Origin of the sequence: Dokdonia sinensis (genome assembly GCF_003688895.1) — a bacterium.
Classification (GTDB): Bacteria; Bacteroidota; Bacteroidia; order Flavobacteriales; family Flavobacteriaceae; genus Dokdonia; species Dokdonia sinensis.
The window spans coordinates 25,955-43,705 of sequence record NZ_REFV01000002.1 but is presented as its reverse complement, the minus strand read 5'-3'; the positions used below and the strand labels follow the sequence as shown (position 1 = coordinate 43,705).

The 17,751-nt window shown below is 38.2% G+C and carries 19 protein-coding genes and 1 tRNA gene; 13 read left to right on the top strand and 7 right to left on the bottom strand.

Annotated features, from left to right (window positions below):
• The first annotated feature begins 26 nt into the window (after positions 1-26).
• Together EAX61_RS02220 and EAX61_RS02215 are read left to right on the top strand one after the other, a co-directional pair.
• A tRNA-Ala gene (locus EAX61_RS02220) sits at positions 27-100 on the top strand.
• Positions 101-305: 205 nt separating this feature from the next.
• Positions 306-491, top strand: coding sequence for a CsbD family protein (locus tag EAX61_RS02215; RefSeq protein WP_121916032.1), 186 nt, complete (start codon positions 306-308; stop codon positions 489-491).
• Positions 492-540: 49 nt separating this feature from the next.
• On the opposite strand, the gene EAX61_RS02210 is transcribed toward EAX61_RS02215, so the two are convergent.
• The 4 genes from EAX61_RS02210 to EAX61_RS02195 all read right to left on the bottom strand — a co-directional run bounded on the left by EAX61_RS02210 (position 541) and on the right by EAX61_RS02195 (position 5,118).
• On the bottom strand, positions 541-1,053 hold the full coding sequence (locus EAX61_RS02210) for an acyl-CoA thioesterase (protein WP_121916031.1): 513 nt from the start codon (positions 1,051-1,053) through the stop codon (positions 541-543).
• Between the two features lie 210 nt (positions 1,054-1,263).
• A complete protein-coding gene (locus EAX61_RS02205) occupies positions 1,264-3,048 on the bottom strand; it encodes a ribonucleoside-diphosphate reductase subunit alpha (RefSeq protein ID WP_121916030.1) in 1,785 nt (594 codons plus the stop codon).
• A 3-nt stretch (positions 3,049-3,051) separates the two neighbouring features.
• Complete coding sequence (locus EAX61_RS02200; protein WP_121916029.1) at positions 3,052-4,326, bottom strand: ribonucleotide-diphosphate reductase subunit beta; 1,275 nt, start codon at positions 4,324-4,326, stop codon at positions 3,052-3,054.
• Between the two features lie 276 nt (positions 4,327-4,602).
• The gene (locus EAX61_RS02195; protein ID WP_121916028.1) at positions 4,603-5,118 is read right to left on the bottom strand and encodes a GNAT family N-acetyltransferase; all 516 of its coding nucleotides are present in this window, start codon (positions 5,116-5,118) and stop codon (positions 4,603-4,605) included.
• Between the two features lie 418 nt (positions 5,119-5,536).
• On the opposite strand from EAX61_RS02195, the gene EAX61_RS02190 reads away from it, so the two are divergent.
• Complete coding sequence (locus EAX61_RS02190) at positions 5,537-6,379, top strand: sterol desaturase family protein (protein WP_121916027.1); 843 nt, start codon at positions 5,537-5,539, stop codon at positions 6,377-6,379.
• Here the strand turns inward: EAX61_RS02190 and EAX61_RS02185 are convergent.
• From EAX61_RS02185 to rpiB, 3 genes are all read right to left on the bottom strand, one after another.
• On the bottom strand, positions 6,376-6,750 hold the full coding sequence (locus EAX61_RS02185; protein ID WP_121916026.1) for a hypothetical protein: 375 nt from the start codon (positions 6,748-6,750) through the stop codon (positions 6,376-6,378). The two genes, EAX61_RS02190 and EAX61_RS02185, sit on opposite strands and share 4 nt — an antisense overlap.
• Entirely contained in the window at positions 6,747-7,205 is a 459-nt protein-coding gene (locus EAX61_RS02180; RefSeq protein WP_121916025.1) for a GNAT family N-acetyltransferase, read from the bottom strand. Before EAX61_RS02180 ends, EAX61_RS02185 begins: the two co-directional genes overlap by 4 nt.
• Positions 7,206-7,562: 357 nt before the next feature.
• Positions 7,563-7,994, bottom strand: coding sequence for a ribose 5-phosphate isomerase B (gene rpiB / locus EAX61_RS02175; RefSeq protein ID WP_121916024.1), 432 nt, complete (start codon positions 7,992-7,994; stop codon positions 7,563-7,565).
• A gap of 1,112 nt (positions 7,995-9,106) precedes the next feature.
• Between rpiB and rnr the strand changes: the two genes are divergently transcribed.
• The 10 genes from rnr (at position 9,107) to EAX61_RS02130 (ending at position 17,665) form a co-directional block, all read left to right on the top strand.
• Positions 9,107-11,326 (top strand): ribonuclease R, encoded by a 2,220-nt coding sequence (gene rnr / locus EAX61_RS02170; RefSeq protein WP_121916023.1) that lies wholly within the window; start codon positions 9,107-9,109, stop codon positions 11,324-11,326.
• A 131-nt stretch (positions 11,327-11,457) separates the two neighbouring features.
• A complete protein-coding gene (locus tag EAX61_RS02165; protein WP_121916022.1) occupies positions 11,458-12,990 on the top strand; it encodes a carbon-nitrogen hydrolase family protein in 1,533 nt (510 codons plus the stop codon).
• A 48-nt stretch (positions 12,991-13,038) separates the two neighbouring features.
• Positions 13,039-13,518 carry a hypothetical protein gene (locus EAX61_RS02160; RefSeq protein ID WP_121916021.1) on the top strand — a complete coding sequence of 160 codons (480 nt, stop codon included), beginning with the start codon at positions 13,039-13,041 and terminating at the stop codon, positions 13,516-13,518.
• Positions 13,519-13,524: 6 nt separating this feature from the next.
• A complete protein-coding gene (locus EAX61_RS16765; protein WP_161555171.1) occupies positions 13,525-13,692 on the top strand; it encodes a hypothetical protein in 168 nt (55 codons plus the stop codon).
• A gap of 2 nt (positions 13,693-13,694) precedes the next feature.
• Positions 13,695-14,108: a hypothetical protein gene (locus tag EAX61_RS02155; RefSeq protein WP_121916020.1), complete on the top strand. Its 414-nt coding sequence runs from the start codon at positions 13,695-13,697 to the stop codon at positions 14,106-14,108.
• Positions 14,109-14,239: 131 nt separating this feature from the next.
• The gene (locus EAX61_RS02150) at positions 14,240-14,911 is read left to right on the top strand and encodes a head GIN domain-containing protein (protein WP_201739404.1); all 672 of its coding nucleotides are present in this window, start codon (positions 14,240-14,242) and stop codon (positions 14,909-14,911) included.
• Between the two features lie 105 nt (positions 14,912-15,016).
• Positions 15,017-15,724, top strand: a complete 708-nt coding sequence (locus EAX61_RS02145; RefSeq protein WP_121916019.1) for a LysE family translocator — start codon at positions 15,017-15,019, stop codon at positions 15,722-15,724.
• Between the two features lie 301 nt (positions 15,725-16,025).
• The gene (locus EAX61_RS02140) at positions 16,026-16,580 is read left to right on the top strand and encodes a hypothetical protein (protein ID WP_121916018.1); all 555 of its coding nucleotides are present in this window, start codon (positions 16,026-16,028) and stop codon (positions 16,578-16,580) included.
• Between the two features lie 408 nt (positions 16,581-16,988).
• Complete coding sequence (locus tag EAX61_RS02135) at positions 16,989-17,285, top strand: type II toxin-antitoxin system HigB family toxin (protein ID WP_121916017.1); 297 nt, start codon at positions 16,989-16,991, stop codon at positions 17,283-17,285.
• An 8-nt stretch (positions 17,286-17,293) separates the two neighbouring features.
• Positions 17,294-17,665 (top strand): helix-turn-helix domain-containing protein, encoded by a 372-nt coding sequence (locus EAX61_RS02130; RefSeq protein ID WP_121916016.1) that lies wholly within the window; start codon positions 17,294-17,296, stop codon positions 17,663-17,665.
• The last annotated feature ends 86 nt before the right edge of the window (positions 17,666-17,751 follow it).

Here is a 17,751-nt window from a genome sequence, read left to right as displayed (position 1 = left end):
TTCGCGAAAGCGAAATTACTTTAAATGGGGGATTAGCTCAGTTGGCTAGAGCGTTTGACTGGCAGTCAAGAGGCCACCGGTTCGAATCCGGTATTCTCCACAATCACTCACAGCTGTGAGATGGATTGAAGCTTTAAAAATTCGTTGAGGTTTCTTAACGGATTTTTTTTGTTTTATGAAGTGAGTGAAACTCTAAATTCTTTATTGTGAAAATTATAACATCAAACTCAGATTCTTTAATATTTCTTTAAACCATTTCAATAGTTCTTTATGGTATCTTTAGATATAACTAAAAAACAGATATTATGAACAGCACAGAGCTAGAAGGAAAATGGAATCAGATTAAAGGAGATTTCAAACAGAAATATGGAAAAGTAACTGATGATGACACCAAATTTGCAGACGGAAAATTTGACGAAATGCTAGGTCGTCTTCAAGAGAAAACAGGAAAAGCCAAAGAAGATCTCAAGAATGAGATCGAAAAATGGTAAAACCTTTATACACTTAACATTAAAATGCCGACATTTCTGTCGGCATTTTTTATTCTGTAAATAGAGCTTTGAGCTCTGTAGCATCTGCTGGCTTCATTTTTCCTGCAATCACGAGACTCAGTTGCTTTCTTCTTAGTGCTCCTTCAAATCGTTCTTTTTCCAAATCTGTTTCTGGAACTACTTGAGGTACTGGTACAGGTAGTCCTTGCTCATCTACCGCAACAAAAGTATATATTGCTTCATTTGCTTGTGATTTTAAGCCGCTTTCACGGTCCTCTATCCAAACGTCTATAACTACCTCCATAGATGTTTTAAAAGCTCTAGAAATCTTAGCCTCTACAGTGACTACACTTCCTAAAGCAATCATCCTATTAAAGGCTACGTGATTTACAGAAGCAGTTACGACTATGCGTCTAGAATGCCGTCTTGCAGCAATACTAGCCGCTCGATCCATACGAGCTAGTAATTCTCCTCCAAAAAGGTTTCCCAATGGGTTTGTCTCACTAGGTAGCACAAGGTCAGTAAGTATCGTTTTTGAATCGCTTGGTACGCGAGGTTCCATAAGTTTTATTTTTGCTGCAAAGGTATGGAAAAGGGCGTGTTTTTTTCTTTATGAAACACTTTGCCTAAGCAATTCTATCTTAATAGGTGAATCTGTTTGCGATTGTTTGGGGGTCAACTTGAATTGTCAAACCATCCAATATAGCTTAAAAAAGAACCCCATTAAATCATAAAAATCTAACGGGGTTACCTTAACACTTAAAAAAACTTTTTATGCCTCACAGCTCGCGCAATCTTTCTTTTGCTTGAACTTCTGAGCGGCGTTCATACTGTGTTGATAGTACAGTGATTTTAATCCCAGTTTCCAGGCGGTAACGTGAAGCTTGTTCACCTCTTTTGTAGGCATATCTGGATGGACAATGATATTTACAGACTGCCCTTGGTCAATGTGGTTTTGACGGTTTGCAGCTTGATAGATAATATCCATCTGATCAATCTCTGAGTACGTTTTAAACACTGCTTTTTCTTCTTCTGTTAAGAAGTCTACGTGCTGTACTGAACCATCGCGGTCACGTATATCGCGCCACACATCTGGTGTATCCATTCCTTTTTCTTGCAACAACTCTACAAGATATGGATTCTTTATTGTGGTCTTGATTTTTGCAATATCCTTTACGTAAATGTTAGACCAGATAGGTTCAATTCCTTGCGAAACCTGACCCAAAATAAATGCAGATGACGTTGTAGGAGCAACTGCGTTAAGCGTTGTATTTCTTCTTCCGTAACCCTTGAGCACTTCTGGTTCTCCAAACATTCCTGCAAGCTCCTCAGAAGCTTTATAAGAGCGTTCTTTAATCTCTCTAAAGATTTCACTATTCAAGTCATAAGACTGCTGACTGTTGAAAGCAAGTTTTTTAGATTGTAAAAGAGAATGCCATCCCAAAGCACCTAATCCTAAGGCTCTATTTTCTTTAGCAAAGTTATAAGCACGCTCCATAAAGAGGAACGTCTGGCGGTCTTCTCTACTTTCTGATTCTTTATATGATTCTAGTTTTTCCAAAAACTCAGTAATTACCGCGTCTAAAAAGAAGATCATCGTCTCCACGGCATCTGTATCCTTCCACTTATCATAGTGAAGTACATTTATACTAGAAAGTACACAAACAAATGACCAATCATCATTAGACGGAAGCATAATCTCTGTACAGAGGTTACTTGCGTATATAGGGTGATTTTTGTCTTGATATACATCTGCAGCGCCATTGTTTGCATTGTCCGTAAAGAATACATACGGGTATCCCATCTCACCACGAGACTGGAGTACTTTTGCCCAAACGGTTCTTTTTTGCACATCGCCAGCAATCATTTCATCCATCCACGCATTTGTCACGGTAACTCCGTGTGTGAGCTCTTGGATAGGGTTTCCTTCGCTTCCTATTTCTAAGAATTCCATAATATCCGGGTGATCTATAGGTAAATATGGTGAGAAACGACCACGACGTACAGATCCTTGACTCACGACATCTACCATAGATTCAAAAAGGCGCATTACGTGTACTGCACCAGAAGCTTCTCCATTATTACGGATAGGCGCTCCCCTGTGGCGTATTTTACCAAAGTAACCAGAAGTTCCTCCCCCTAACTTAGACATCATCCCCACCTCAGACTGGGTGAAAAGAATATTTCCTATGTCATCACTTATGTGTGAACCAAAACAACTGATAGGCAACCCACGCTTTTTCCCAAAGTTAGACCATACTGGAGATGCCAGCGAGTAGTAACCCTCAGACATATAGTGGTAAAACTTATCTGCATATCCAGGAATTTTCAGAATTTCTTCAGCACGCTCTGCCACCTCACGTATGCGCTGCTCTGGAGAAACACCTTCGGTAAGGTATCCTGCTTCTAAAAACTTGCGACTGTTCTCATTGAGCCACTCAAAGCTGTTTGAGCCTGACTCATTTGCTTGTGATAACGCCTCTTTTCTTGCGGTTACTAAATCCTGGTTAGGAGTTGTTTTTTGCTGGTCTTGTAATGTGGTTTTTTCTTTTTGCATGGTCTAAAAAAGGTCGTCGCTGGTTATACTTTGTGTTCTTTTGCTATAATTTACAGAGCGCTTTACAAAGAAGTCGCCGTGCTTAGTTCCTATAATCTCATCATCAAACCACTCTGTCTCGTTTACAAGTGCTTCGTCTACTTCGAAAACTTTCTCGATACCGATACTCTCAAGAGACTTGTTGAAGCGATTCTTTAAAAATTCGTTTACAACTGCTTTCGGTAAGAAATCTAGTTCTCCCTCTTCAAAAATCCAGTCTACAAGATCTCCCTCTGCCTCAAAAGCGTCTTTACATAATTGCTTAATGTTCTCGTGATACTCTGGTGTGAACCATTCTGGATGTTCGGTTTGTAGTATTTTAATAAGGTCTATCCCAAAATCTCCGTGTATTTGCTCTTCCTTAGAAGTAGCCTCTACCACGTTTGAAATTCCTTTAAGCATATTCTTATGCTTGTTAAATGCCATGATAATTAAGAACTGAGAAAATAGAGACACGTGCTCTATGAATAGAGAGAACAGTAATACCGCCTCAGCATATTCTTTATTATCATCACTTTTTGAGTTGCGCAGGGCTGTCTCTAGATACTGCACACGTTTCATAATCACAGGCTTTTTCTTGAGCGCCTTAAATTCTGAATTAAGACCTAAAACCTCAAGAAGGTGCGAATATGCATCTGCGTGACGCACTTCACTCTCTGCAAAGGTTGATCCTACCGCTCCTATTTCTGGCTTAGGCATACGGTGGTACAAATCTCCCCAGAAAGACTTAACCGCAACCTCAATTTGAGAAATGGCAAGCATCGTGTTTTTTATCGCACTACGCTCAGTCGTCGTAAGTCTAGATTTAAAATCTTGTATATCGCTAGTAAAGTTAAATTCTGTATGGATCCAATACGAGTGACGAATTGCAGGAACGTATTCATACAACTGAGGATACTCATAAGGTTTAAGACTGATACGCTTTTCAAAAATATCTGTCTTGCGCTCCTGCGCTCTCTTGTTACGGTAAAGGATGTAAGCTTTTGCGGTTTCTGGGAAATTACCCTCCATAAGCTTCGTCTCAACAATATCCTGCACCTCTTCGATGGTAGGAATATAGTCTGCATCTCTCTCCTTGCGTTGCAGAAGTACTTTATATACTTCTATAGCAATGTTTTGAGCATCCTCGTGAGATCCGCGGTTTACGGCGGTCATTGCTTTAAGAATTGCTTCAGTGATTTTGTCTAGGTGAAAAGATTTTGTCTTGAAATTTCGCTTTACGATGTGAGTAATTTCCATAGTGCCCCAATTATGTTTTATTCTTATGCAAGAGTAAAGATCATATTTATTAAGAGGGATTTTTGGAATTTCTGTTAGAGGTTCTCAACAATTTAATTAACATTAATTTTACATTACGTCGCAAGTAGGTTTTATGCGCTTTCGCGAAAATGTTAAACTTTTTTACCCTTTCGGAAGCCCTATTTTTAGGCTGAAAGTTTAAGACGCTGAAAGGGATTTTTTTAGTTTTCAACAGCTTGAAAAGTGCTTTTGCTATTGTCTATCTGCGTAAAAAATCTATCTCGTGATTTCATAATACATCAATTCTGTATCATCGGTTTCGAGAGTAATCATTTTTACAAATTTTAGCTCAAGTTTTTCGAGCAAGCGACGTGAGCTGGTGTTTTCTTCTAAGGTGATGGCTCCTACTCTATCCAAATCAAATTTCGCGAAAGCGCCATCCAGCAAACACCTCGAGGCCTCATAAGCGTATCCTTTTTTCTCATACTGTGGCAGGAACGAAAATCCAATATCCACACCCTCAAGACCTTCACGATTATATAAACCACAACACCCCATAAGTGCTCCATCCTCCTTGCGTACGACGGTGTAATTTCCGTAACCCAATCGCTCAAGTTGTGGCATCATACGCTCTTTAATGTAATTTTCTGCATCTGTTATGCTGTGTACGTTCCGGTCTCCTATATATTGTATCCATTTAGGCATATTAAGGAGTTCTAAGATGAACGAAGCGTCATTGAGGGTTGCTGGACGGAGGTGTAGGCGTTCTGTGTTGAAGGTGGTGTAGTTCATTTAAAAAATTCTTTCAAGTCTATCTTATAATTCTTTTTGAAGATTTCTCGTTTGATTAAACTTGTTCATTTTTTTCATATACTTTCCTCTCGTCGTGCCTCCTCGTCGGAAGTAAGTAAAAACGAACCAAAAAAGTCTAGGCTTAACCAAATTTTATTAAAAATTTCCCTCACTACGGCGCAAACTAAAGGTATCTTCCTATCAAATTTATTTCTCTAATATCATAAATTTGGATTGTTCATAAAATCTGTGAGGCTGGCGCTAGTTTGCTTAACCCTACGTTCACATCATTTTTTACGTAAAATTCGCTTAGGCCATTTGAAGCCTCATAGTTTTATTCTCAGTTTAAAAGTTATACTAAAAATTACTAAACTAGATGTTTAACCACTAATTATAAAACTTCACTATCTTTAAAGCTATGCAATCGTTTCTAGATTTTTTTGAGTTTATGCCGGTGTGGCAAAAGGCGCTCTGGATTTTTGGGGTGCTTACGTTTTTCTGGATTTTAGAAGGGTACTATGCTTTCCGTGAAACGAGTTCAGAACAAGTCGCTCAAGTGGAATACAACAAATGGAAACACGCCAAAACAAATTTTGCCTTTCTAGCCTTTGTGATGATTATTAATGTAGTCTTTGGGCTAGCAACGGCAGGAGTTTTTATTTGGCTAGAAACTTCGCAGTTTGGACTTTTGCATCTTTTAGAAGGGCCTGTTTGGGTTGAAATATTATTGTCAATTCTCGTACTGGATCTCATCGCGCAATATGGTGTTCATTATTTACTGCATAAGGTGAAATGGATGTGGCGCCTGCACCTTATTCATCATAGTGACACGCATCTGGACGCTACTTCTGGGACTAGGCATCACCCGCTGGATTTTGTGATACGCGAACTTTTTGCCCTAGGCGCCGTGGTGATTATGGGAATGCCTCTCTCCTACTATTTCTTTTACCGTATACTCACCGTAGCTTTTACCTACTGGACGCATGCAAACATTAGAATTCCGGATAAAATTGACCGTGCCCTGAGCTGGATTATCGTTACTCCAACGATGCATAAATTTCACCATCATCACGAGATGCCGTGGACAGATACTAATTACGGAAATATGCTATCAATATGGGATAGAATGTTTGGTACCTTTTTATATGACGATCCTGATAAAATCGTTTACGGTCTGGACCTTGTTGATAATAAGCGGAGTGATGATTTGAAGTATCAACTGGGGTTGCCGTTTGATAAACGGGTGGAGTATAAGGACTAGTTGCTAAACAAATATTTCCAAGGGATTACAAACGGAAGTACGATAACCCAAACCAAAAAGAAAGTCGCCATACCACGAGGGTATTCTAAACCCTTTTGAATTGCTGGTACAGCCACCACTACAAGCCAAGAACCCTTATATATTAGTTGAAAAAGTAATACTAAACTCATTTTTTGAGGAAAGAACAATCCTATTATGGATAGGACAAAAATGGCAAACCATAAAGCTCCAATAAGTCTTATTCCTTCTGAATAAGCAATTGCATTTTCAAATACCGTAGCTACACCCTTAGTAGGATTAAATAAACAAGTAATACTAATCCATCCAGCGACTAAAATATTTGCAATATAAATTACTTTCAGACCTATCATTTCTTTTCTCTAATCATCCTTATATGAGGAATCCCATCCTCAAGATACCCCTCGCCTACGGGTTTAAAACCTAAATTTCTATAAAATATATCTAGATATGTTTGCGCAGAAATTTCGATAGATTTTTCCTCTAATGTCTCCTCAATATAATCTATAGAAGCTTGCATCACGTCATATCCATATTTATGCTTGCGCTCACTTTCCTTAACCACTACCCTACCGATGCTGGCTTTATCAAAATAATCACCTGCATTAAAAATGCGCGTATACGCCACAAGTTCGCTTTCTTTAAAACCGAGTACGTGTATGGCTTTTTGGTCCTTTCCATCCACATCTTGATAGACGCAATCTTGTTCTACCACAAAAACTTCGGCGCGTAGCTGGAGTAATGCGTAGAGTTCGCTGGTGAGTAATGCGTTAAAGGGCTTTATTTTAAAATTTAGGTTGGTTTTCATTTTTTGGTTTAATAAACTAGTTTTAGTAATAATTTATCTAACATCCATAAATTGTAACTTTTCATACAATTGTTCATTTTTTTCATTGCCAAAAAAACGAACCAAAAAAGGCTAGGCTTAACCAAATTTTACTAAAAATTTCCCTCACTACGGCGCAAACTAAAGGTGTCTTCTAGTAAAATCAAATTATCTAAAATCTAAAATTTTAATAATTCATAAAAAATGTGAGGCTAGCGCTAGTTTGCTTAACCCTACGTTCAAATCATTTTTTACGTAAAATTCGCTTAGGCCATTATAACCATCAAGAATAGAAAGATATCAACCTATTCTTTCTATTTATCTTATTAAGAAGATATCTTAAGAACAAGCTATCTTATCCACCCGTCTCTGATGACGTCCACCTTCGAATTCTGTATTTAAAAATGCCTTTACCATATCTACGGCTTGATTTTCTGAGGTGTATCTTGCTGGGATAGCGATGACGTTTGCATTGTTGTGCTCTCTGGCGAGTACTGCGATTTCTTTTATCCAGCACAGAGCACCGCGTACGCCCTGGTGTTTGTTTACGCTCATTGCGATGCCGTTTCCGCTCCCACAGATGACGATGCCAAAATCTGCCGTTCCATTTTCAACTTGGGTGGCAACAGGATGTCCAAAATCTGGATAATCCACACTCCCATCATCATCGGTACCGTAATTTGTAACATTGTGACCTTCGGCTTCCAGATAGGCTACAATTTTTTGTTTGTATGACGTTCCTGCGTGGTCGTTTCCTATGGCGATTTTCATAAGGGTTGTTTTAGAGGTGTAAAGTTAGGGAATTACGGGGTATGTGTAGGATTGCACGTGAAACAAGTTCAGAGTAAACTTTCGCGAAAGCGTAATTAGTACCATCACAACACACATTGTTCATATCTCCTGTCAAGCTGTGAATAGCGACAGGGGATAACTTCTCACGAGTTCTCATAACTTTATTTGCACAGTCCAAATAAAATAACAATACAGCGTAGGGAAGGACATACACAAATTAATCTGTCGCAAATTGCTTACATTTTTATGAGCCAAAATTGGAGTGATTTTTAATAACATTGCCCACTCATTTATGAGCAATTTATAGTCAACTGTCGTTATGAACAATTGTTAACAGCATATCATAAATCGTTTATTTTACGGACACTTACTTAAAATAGCAATGCTCATATCCCGTGAATAAGTATCAGTAAGTCACATTACCAACTTTCTCCCTATAAAGTTATACCGCTATTCACACGCTATAATAACCATCATTGTTTTTTAAAATTTATAAAAGAAAAAAATGGAATATATAATATGTGTTGATAACATAAATTGAAAAGAGGAATCTGAAGATAATTTTAAAAGGTGTGAGATTAGTATTTTGCTTTCGCGACTTGTTCTGAGCTTGTTTCAGGAAAAGCGTAAAAAATCTGATTGTGTTTGAGCAAACTAGTGTTTTCTGGCTCAGAAAATATCTAGGGGAAAGGAAAATCTTAACTCAAACTAGAAATCTCTTCCTGTTGAGATTTGTGCGTTTGTGGGGTAGAAGTTGAGTCAAAGGATTTATTGATATACAACGCTATTCCTATGATTCCAACTAGGAAAATAAGGATAAAAATAAGGGTCGATATGTTCAATCTCGGTGTAGTACGCATAGTCCTAAAGACTTAAAGACGTAGTAAAAGTATAAACGTTACATTAAATTTAAGATTTTTTTAAGATTTAACACTATTATTGTTAAAGAAATTGTGATTAAACCGTTGTTTTTGAGTTAAATAATTAAACAGACGCACTCTTGCACTACCTTTGTAAAAGTTCCTGATGAATTAAAAGGCCATCGCCATTGCGAGAATAGCCTTACTTTAGGGCGATAGAAAAATGAATGAATGAGTAATAAGAAAAGAAGGAGAGGAAATTCTAAAATTTCAAACCTCTCAGAAAGAATCATCCGGATCTTAAGGGATGACAAGAATAAAACCTTTAACCACAAGCAAATAGCGTCAAAAATAGGAGTAGACGACGCCTCCAGTCGCAACGATATTGTAAAAATGTTGCAACAGCTTAAAGCAAAAGAGCAAATCGTCGAGACAGAACGTGGCAAGTTCCAGATAGCGCCAAACAAGAATTACCACACGGGAATCGTAGATATTTCTAGTAAAGGTGGAGGATACGTAATGGTAGACGATCTGGAGGAAGACATTTACGTACCACCGCATCACCTTAACAAAGCCTTTAACGGCGATGAAGTAGAGGTATACATTTACCGCCAGCGTCGTAGCAAAAAGCACGAGGGAGAAATAACCAAAATCCTAAAACGCAAGACTGAAGAATTTGTGGGTGTGATCAAAATACACGACAAATTTGCTTTTGTACATACCTCAGACGAGAACAAGATGTATACAGATGTTTTTGTTCCGCTCAAGAAAATAGGCGATGCACAAGATGGAGATAAAGTTGTCGTAACCCTAGAAGACTGGCCCGAGAAGGCAGACAGTCCCTTTGGCCGAGTGACAAACGTACTGGGAAAACCAGGAGAACATAATACAGAAATTCACTCAATACTAGCTCAGTATGGCTTACCCTATGAATTTCCGCCAGAGGTGGAGGAGTTTGCAAACAAGATTGACACTTCTATAAAACCAGAAGAGATTGCAAAGCGTCGCGATATGCGCGATATATTGACCTTTACAATCGACCCGAAGGATGCAAAGGATTTTGACGATGCGTTGAGTTTCCAAAAGTTAGAAAATGGCAATTACGAGATAGGAATCCACATTGCAGATGTGAGTCACTACCTCACTCCAGGAACCATTCTGGACGATGAAGCTTATGAACGCGCAACGTCAGTATACCTTGTAGACCGCGTCGTGCCTATGTTACCAGAGATTTTGAGTAATGGAGCCTGTTCATTGCGACCACACGAGGAGAAATATACGTTCTCTGCAGTGTTTGAAATGAATCCCGCTTCCGCGAAAATTACCAATCAATGGTTCGGACGTACCGTGACGTATAGCGATGCTCGATTTGCCTACGAAGAAGCGCAGGCCATTATCGAAAGTAAATCTACCACCATCCCAGCCGAAGTATCTTTAACAGGAAAGGAATATCAAGTTTCTGAAGCGTTGAAAGAAGCCACCTTAGAACTCGATAGACTAGCCAAAATAATGCGCAACCAGCGTATGCGAGATGGTGCTATCTCTTTTGATAAAGTCGAAGTAAAATTCGAACTAGATGATGAAGCAAACCCAACAGGCGTTTTCTTTAAAACCTCAAAAGATGCAAACAAGCTCATCGAGGAGTTTATGCTTCTTGCAAACCGAAAAGTATCTGAATTTATAGGAAAACAAGATGTCAAAAAGACGTTTGTATACCGAATTCACGATGAACCGGATGATGAAAAACTTGCTGCTCTGGAGAAGGTTATCGGGAAATTTGGGTATAAACTTAATCTCAAGGATAGAAAAAGTACAACAGCATCACTCAATAAATTATTGTCAGACGTAAACGGTCGTAAAGAGCAAAATCTAGTAGACACACTTGCCATCCGTACAATGAGTAAAGCGGTGTATTCTACAGATAACATAGGGCATTACGGACTTGCTTTTGATTACTATTCGCATTTCACTTCACCTATACGTCGTTATCCAGATGTAATGGTACACAGACTCTTACAACATTATCTAGATGGTGGTAAAAGTGCTAGTGATGATAAGTATGAAGAACGTTGTAAGCATACTTCAAATATGGAAATGTTTGCCACAAAAGCAGAACGTGACAGCATAAAATATATGCAAGTCAAGTTTATGCAGGACCATAAAGACGAGGAATTCCTCGGAGTAATTTCTGGAGTAACCGAGTGGGGAATCTATGTAGAAATAATTTCAAACAAATGTGAAGGAATGGTACGACTGCGCGATATTAAAGGTGACCATTACGAATTTGATCAAGATAGCTACTCCATCGTAGGTCAAAAATCTGGAAGAACCATTACCCTAGGTGATGAGGTTTATGTTAAGGTAAAAGAAGCAGATTTAGTAAAGAAGCATCTTGATTTTACATTGATTGGGACGAAGGATGAGGTGGAATTAAAATCGAATAAGAAGTAAAAAATTGAACTAACACATTTTAAAAGAGCCCGAAGTGGCTCTTTTTTTACACCCTATTTTTTACCAAAATATTAAGAGAAACCCACCTTAATTTTGCGTTTTTTATTAAGGCTAAATTTAACAACCATAAGATGATATCATCCATAGAAAACATAGAATTAAAATACCTCACACTCGCAGACTACGAGGAACTTAAAAGTGCAATGATACAGGCATATTCTAATATGCCAGATATGTACTGGAACGAGCAACAAATCACTGCACTTATAAAGAAGTTTCCAGAAGGTCAGGTAGTAATAAAAATAGATGGTAAGTTGGCGGGTTGTGCCCTCAGTATAAAACTGAATGAAGCGACTTTTGACAATGTTCATACGTATCAAGACGTCACAGGGAATTACACGTTCAATACCCACAAACCAGATGGAGACATTCTGTATGGTATCGATGTATTTATAAAAACAGAATATCGTGGTCTCCGTTTAGGACGTAGATTATATGATTACCGTAAAGAACTTGCAGAACAGCAAAATTTAAAGGGAATCCTCTTCGGAGGGCGCATTCCTAACTATCACAAACACGCAGATTCCCTTACACCAAAGGAATACATAGACAAAGTTCGTCGCAAGGAAATACACGACCCAGTCTTAAATTTTCAGATTTCAAACGATTTTCATCCTGCCAAAATCCTAAAAGGATACCTTCCAGGCGATGGAGATTCGGGCGAATTTGCAGTACTCCTCGAGTGGAATAACATTTACTACGAGAAGAAGTCAAAAGTTGCAACGACTAAAAAGAAAGTCGTACGCCTAGGACTTATTCAGTGGCAAATGCGTTTGTACAAAGACCTGGAAGAACTGATGCAACAAGCAGAATATTTTGTAGATGCTGTTTCTGGTTATCGCTCAGATTTTGCCTTGTTCCCAGAGTTTTTCAACGCGCCACTTATGGCAGAAAATAACCATCTTCCCGTTTCTCAAGCGATACGTGAGCTTGCAAAACATACCGAAGAAATTGTGCAACGTTTTTCACAGCTAGCGATTTCTTATAACATCAATATCATCACAGGGAGTATGCCAGAAATTAAGGATGATTTGCTGTATAATGTAGGCTATTTGTGCAGACGTGATGGCTCTACAGAGCGTTATGAAAAACTTCACGTTACTCCAGATGAAGCCAAAGTCTGGGGAATGCAAGGCGGTCACGAGCTCAAATCTTTTGACACCGATTGTGGGAAGATTGGCATCCTGATATGCTATGATTCTGAGTTCCCAGAACTGAGCCGTCTCCTAGCTGACGAAGGAATGGACATCCTATTTGTTCCCTTCTTAACAGATACGCAAAACGGTTATTCCAGAGTACGTAACTGTGCCCAAGCAAGAGCGATTGAAAATGAGTGCTATGTTGCTATTGCCGGAAGCGTAGGAAACCTGCCAAAAGTGCACAATATGGACATCCAGTACGCACAGTCTATGGTGTTTACACCCTGCGATTTCTCCTTCCCCGCAAACGGAATCAAGGCAGAAGCCACCCCTAACACCGAGATGATCCTCATTGCCGACTGCGATATAGACTTATTGCGTAACTTGAATCAGTTTGGCGCCGTAAAGAACCTCAGAGATCGTCGTAAGGATCTATTTGAATTGAGGAAGAAAGAGATTAAATAGAAGTACGCTTTCGCGAAAGCGTAAACACAAACCTTAAAACCACGAACTATGTATCTTGAAAAAGCAAAACAGTATTTTCAGTCTGCAGGAATTTTACACTCAGAAGAGCAGTTTATAGATTACCCAGCAGTAATCGCTTACGAGAAAGAATTCCGCTGGTCGTGGATGGCGACACAACTCAATACGTTTATTGTGGTTTCAGATTTTGGAGACAAAGAGGTTGGTGTACAAGAAATAGAATACCATCTCAAGAATGCTTTTGAATACACAAAAACGCACTATAAAGGTTGGCCCAGAGGTCTGCAATCGGGGATAGGAGTCATTTCGATTATCACGTCAAGCAACATCACACCAGAGGCCAAAGCCTACTGCCACGGATTAAAATCTGGTAAAAAATGGGCAGGATTTACAGTTCCTGTGGTTGTAGATACCACAACAAACGAAGTCTTTAAATTTAAAAGCAACCCGATGTGGGGAAGAATATACTATCCACATTTTACAAAGCTCATTCAGAATACGGTGGGATAGTATTTTATGAAAACTAAGATTTGCCATTCTTGCAATAGAGGAATCACAGTTGCATACCGCGTTCGGTTAGGAAGTGGCAAACCTTGGGTTTTTGTATGTAAATCCTGTTGTGAGGAAAGTCAGCCCAAGGCTGGGTATACCTATGGTGGTACTTGGAAAGGGGCGAGGCATTAAAGATGAAATTAGTATCTACAACATATAAAGTCATCGCTCTAAGATATTTTGAAATTGCAGAGCACAAAGTGTACTCAGATTGGGCTACTGAAATGTTGATAGCTGGTTTTGATTCTGAGAATTTAGGTAGACTGGCGGGTGTTGAAAAAACATTTAATGAAGATGCTTTAAGTGAATTAGTTCGTAAAGTATTATCTGAATTCAAGGTTGAATTAGATGATGAATCTTTAGCAATTCAATGCTTTATTCGGTTAAGGATTCAACAATTGCTAGACAATATGATAGAATTAGAAACTGGCTTATTTAGTTTTAACAAGGCTTGTTTAAAAACTGATTATGATGAGGAATTGATGCCATTTTATCTTCTGTATCACGCATATATTTCATTAAAAGAAGAAGAAATACAGTTTTATTAGCCTAGCGCAAACAGATCAAACATTGATGCTATATGCGTTGAATACTTCAAAAATTGGCTAGTGGAAAATCCCTTACAACTGTAACAATCCAAAACCTTCTTTGTCTTTACCCCAAACAAAAGAAAATAACTATGAAATTCACACATACCCTCATTGCACTTGTTATAACCGCAATGGCTTACGCACAAAGCTCAATCAACAAAGACGTTGGCGATTTTACAGAGGTAAAAGTATACGACCGTATTGTCGTAAACCTCGTAAAGTCTGACGAAAATAAAGTCGTCATCACAGGAGCAGATGCAGACCAGCTGGTGGTGGTAAACAAAGATGGCGTACTTAAAATCAAAATGGAAATTGACCTCATTTTTGATGGAGACGAGACTTTTGTTCACGTGCATTACAACAACTTAAAAACCATTGATGGGAACGAAGGAGCGGTAATATCATCCAACGAGCTTATAGAGCAGGACAACATCGAGATCAAGATGCAAGAAGGCGCTAGGGCTAAAGTTGGCTTAAAAGTAAAAAACGCTAAAATGCGCGCCGTAACCGGAGGCATCATAGAAGCCAGCGGACTCGCACAATCCCAAGATGTTACCGTTAACACTGGAGGAATCTATGAAGGAAGAGACCTTGAAACCGAGAACTCAGAAGTATTTGTACAAGCAGGAGGAGAAGTAGAAGTTTATGCGTCCAAACTGGCAGATGTCACCATAAGAGCCGGTGGCGATGTAGATGTGTACGGGAAACCAGAAAATGTAAAACGTCGTCGCACCTTTGGCGGTCGTATTCGGATTATGTAAGAGTCGAGTGTCGTTCGAGCGGAGTCGAGAACACACTACATTGATACGTCTAAATTGACAAGTCTTAAGGGAATGGTTAACTTTGTGTAAAACCATTCCCTTTTTATGTTTCAAGACCTTCCGTTTGCGCTTACTTCTGGCTTTGTAATGGCGTTTATGATAGGTCCTGTTTTTTTTGTACTTATCGAAACGGCCGCGACCAAAGGTTTTAGAGCAGCAGTAGCCCTAGACACTGGAGTCATCCTAGCGGATATTTGCTTCATCGGGATTGCGTATCTCAGTAGTTATCAGCTTTTAGAAAATCTTAGTAATCAGCCAGGGCTGTTTGTGTTTGGAGGGGCGATTCTCATTGTATATGGACTTACCATTTATTTAAAAAGGCCGACACTAGCGGCCTTAGACCCTAATCGGACTAAAATCAAAAAGAAAGGATATTTACAGCTCTTTGTAAAAGGATTTCTGCTCAATTTTATCAATATAGGCGTACTTATCTTTTGGTTGGGAATCATCATTATCGTAGGACCATCAGTAGATGGGGATCCTAACCGGATAATGATATTCTTTACAGGACTCATCGGTGCTTTTATCATTACAGACCTCTGTAAAATCGTCCTCGCCAAACAACTCAAACGCTTCCTCACCCCACGTCGCATCTTTAAAACAAAAAAGGTACTTGGCTTATTACTTATTGTTTGTGGACTGGTACTCGTCGTAAAAGGCTTTATTCCAAAAGACCGTCTGGACATACAAAGCGGTTTTGAGAAATATATGGAAGAACAACCCACGATGAAGGAGATTCCTGAAGGGGAGTAGTGATGGTGGGTTCGCTTTTTATAAATACGTCTTTAGCGTATCGCGAAAGGGTTTATGCTTAAATCGTATACATTAAGTTTATCGACTATAAAGCTTATCATACAGTATGTTTTAAGCAAAACTTAATATTAAATTGTAAACTTAAGATTATGGCTTATTGTAAAAATAATTGAATATGCTTATGTAAATTATAGCTCCTACAATGAAAATCTTTGTAGAAGTGATAAATGTGAATTTCTTCTTGTGCTTATCCAACTAAAAACAAGGAATTTGAAAAGTTGTAATATATTTTCGTTTAATTATGGATTATTATAAAGCAGGATACTATTTAATGAAGACTCGACCAGTTAGATTCGGGACTTTTAAAGACAAGCACGTTTTGACTTGCAGTAGTTGCATAAATGTTAGTCTATTAGATACGTTTTCAAGACCTTGGACCATACATAAAAATGAGAAAGAAGAAGCAATCAATAGCTTAGGTATAAGTTATAAAATAATTGAATCAATTCATACTTGGACTAACCAAATGGACAGGGTAAATAAAATTGGATACCCCAATTTGTTTAATTGCATTAATTCAGCCCAGGAATATAGAGATAGATTTTTTCAGCACCTTAATGATATAAAGATTTTAGGCGTTTATTTACCAACAGTAGAGAAAAATGATTTTATTGAACATTTTGAACCGCAAAGTAAAGAAATGGGAGAAATAGGTTTGAGATATAATTTACGAAAACAGGAGTTAGATAATGATGAAGGGAATCTGCTCGGATTCGATATGATTGGTATAGAGATAGGTGGGGATTTTCATTCTTTTCATTGCCACGATTTATTTAAGGATTTGAAGAGTAATTGAGATATTGAACTTAACGAGTATGGATTAATTAGGAATGACAAAAATTGGAAAGATCTTGTTGAGTATATGAACGACAAAGACAAAGATTATGAACCTGTTCCTTGGTATTTTGCAAAAATTTAACTGATAAATAAATAGGATGTAACAGTAATTGAAAAGCGATAAACAAAGGAGGCGGATAGAGGGTAGTCTCCTCTTTGGAGAATCGAGCGTACCAAATCTAGGAGAAATCGCTATAATTCTCTATAAAAAAAGGAACCCCAGTGAAGAAGTTCCTTTTCTCTGAGGTATCGAGCGGATTCGAACCGCTGTAGATGGTGTTGCAGACCACTGCCTAGCTATAATTTAGAATAATAGTTATGTTCACTATTTGAGAACTTGTTGTATATTTGTTCTATAATTGGGTGAATGAAAAGAATAATTGCCAAAAGTACGCTTCGAGATTATTGGGTAAAACACGGCGATGCTGAGCAGTATTTAAAGACTTGGTATGACACGGCAAAAAGTGCTAAATGGTTTTCACCCAATGATGTAAAACAAACATATATTAACGCGAGTATTTTAAAAAATGGTCGCGTAGTTTTTAATATAAAAGGAAACTCATACCGACTTATTGTGAAATTCAATTATGAGAAACAATGGGCATTTATACGTTTTATAGGTACGCACGCCGAATATGACAAAATTGATGCTGATACGATTTAAAAACTATTATGGAATTAAAACCTATTAAATCCGAAAAAGATTATCGAAGCGCACTTGAGCGTTTAGAAGTAATTTTTGATGCCCCAGTCGATACTAAAGACGGCGATGAAGCTGAAATACTATCATTGCTCATTGAAAATTATGAAAATGAACATTATCCCATTGAAGCACCAGATCCAATTGAAGCTATAAAAATTCGAATGGAAGAATTAAATATGCGCCAAAAAGATTTGGTCGGAATAATAGGAGGGAAAAGTAGAGTATCGGAAATCCTTAATCGAAAAAAAAGATTGACCGTTGATATGATACGAGAGTTAGAACAAATACTTCAGATTTCGGCTTCGGTTTTAGTCAATAATTATAAACTCGCGCAGAAGTAATAAAAATTACCAAGTCAAATAATATAAAGCGTGCACAGAATAAAAAATATAAAGAGAGCCAACTTGAGCTCTCTTTTTTTTTAGAT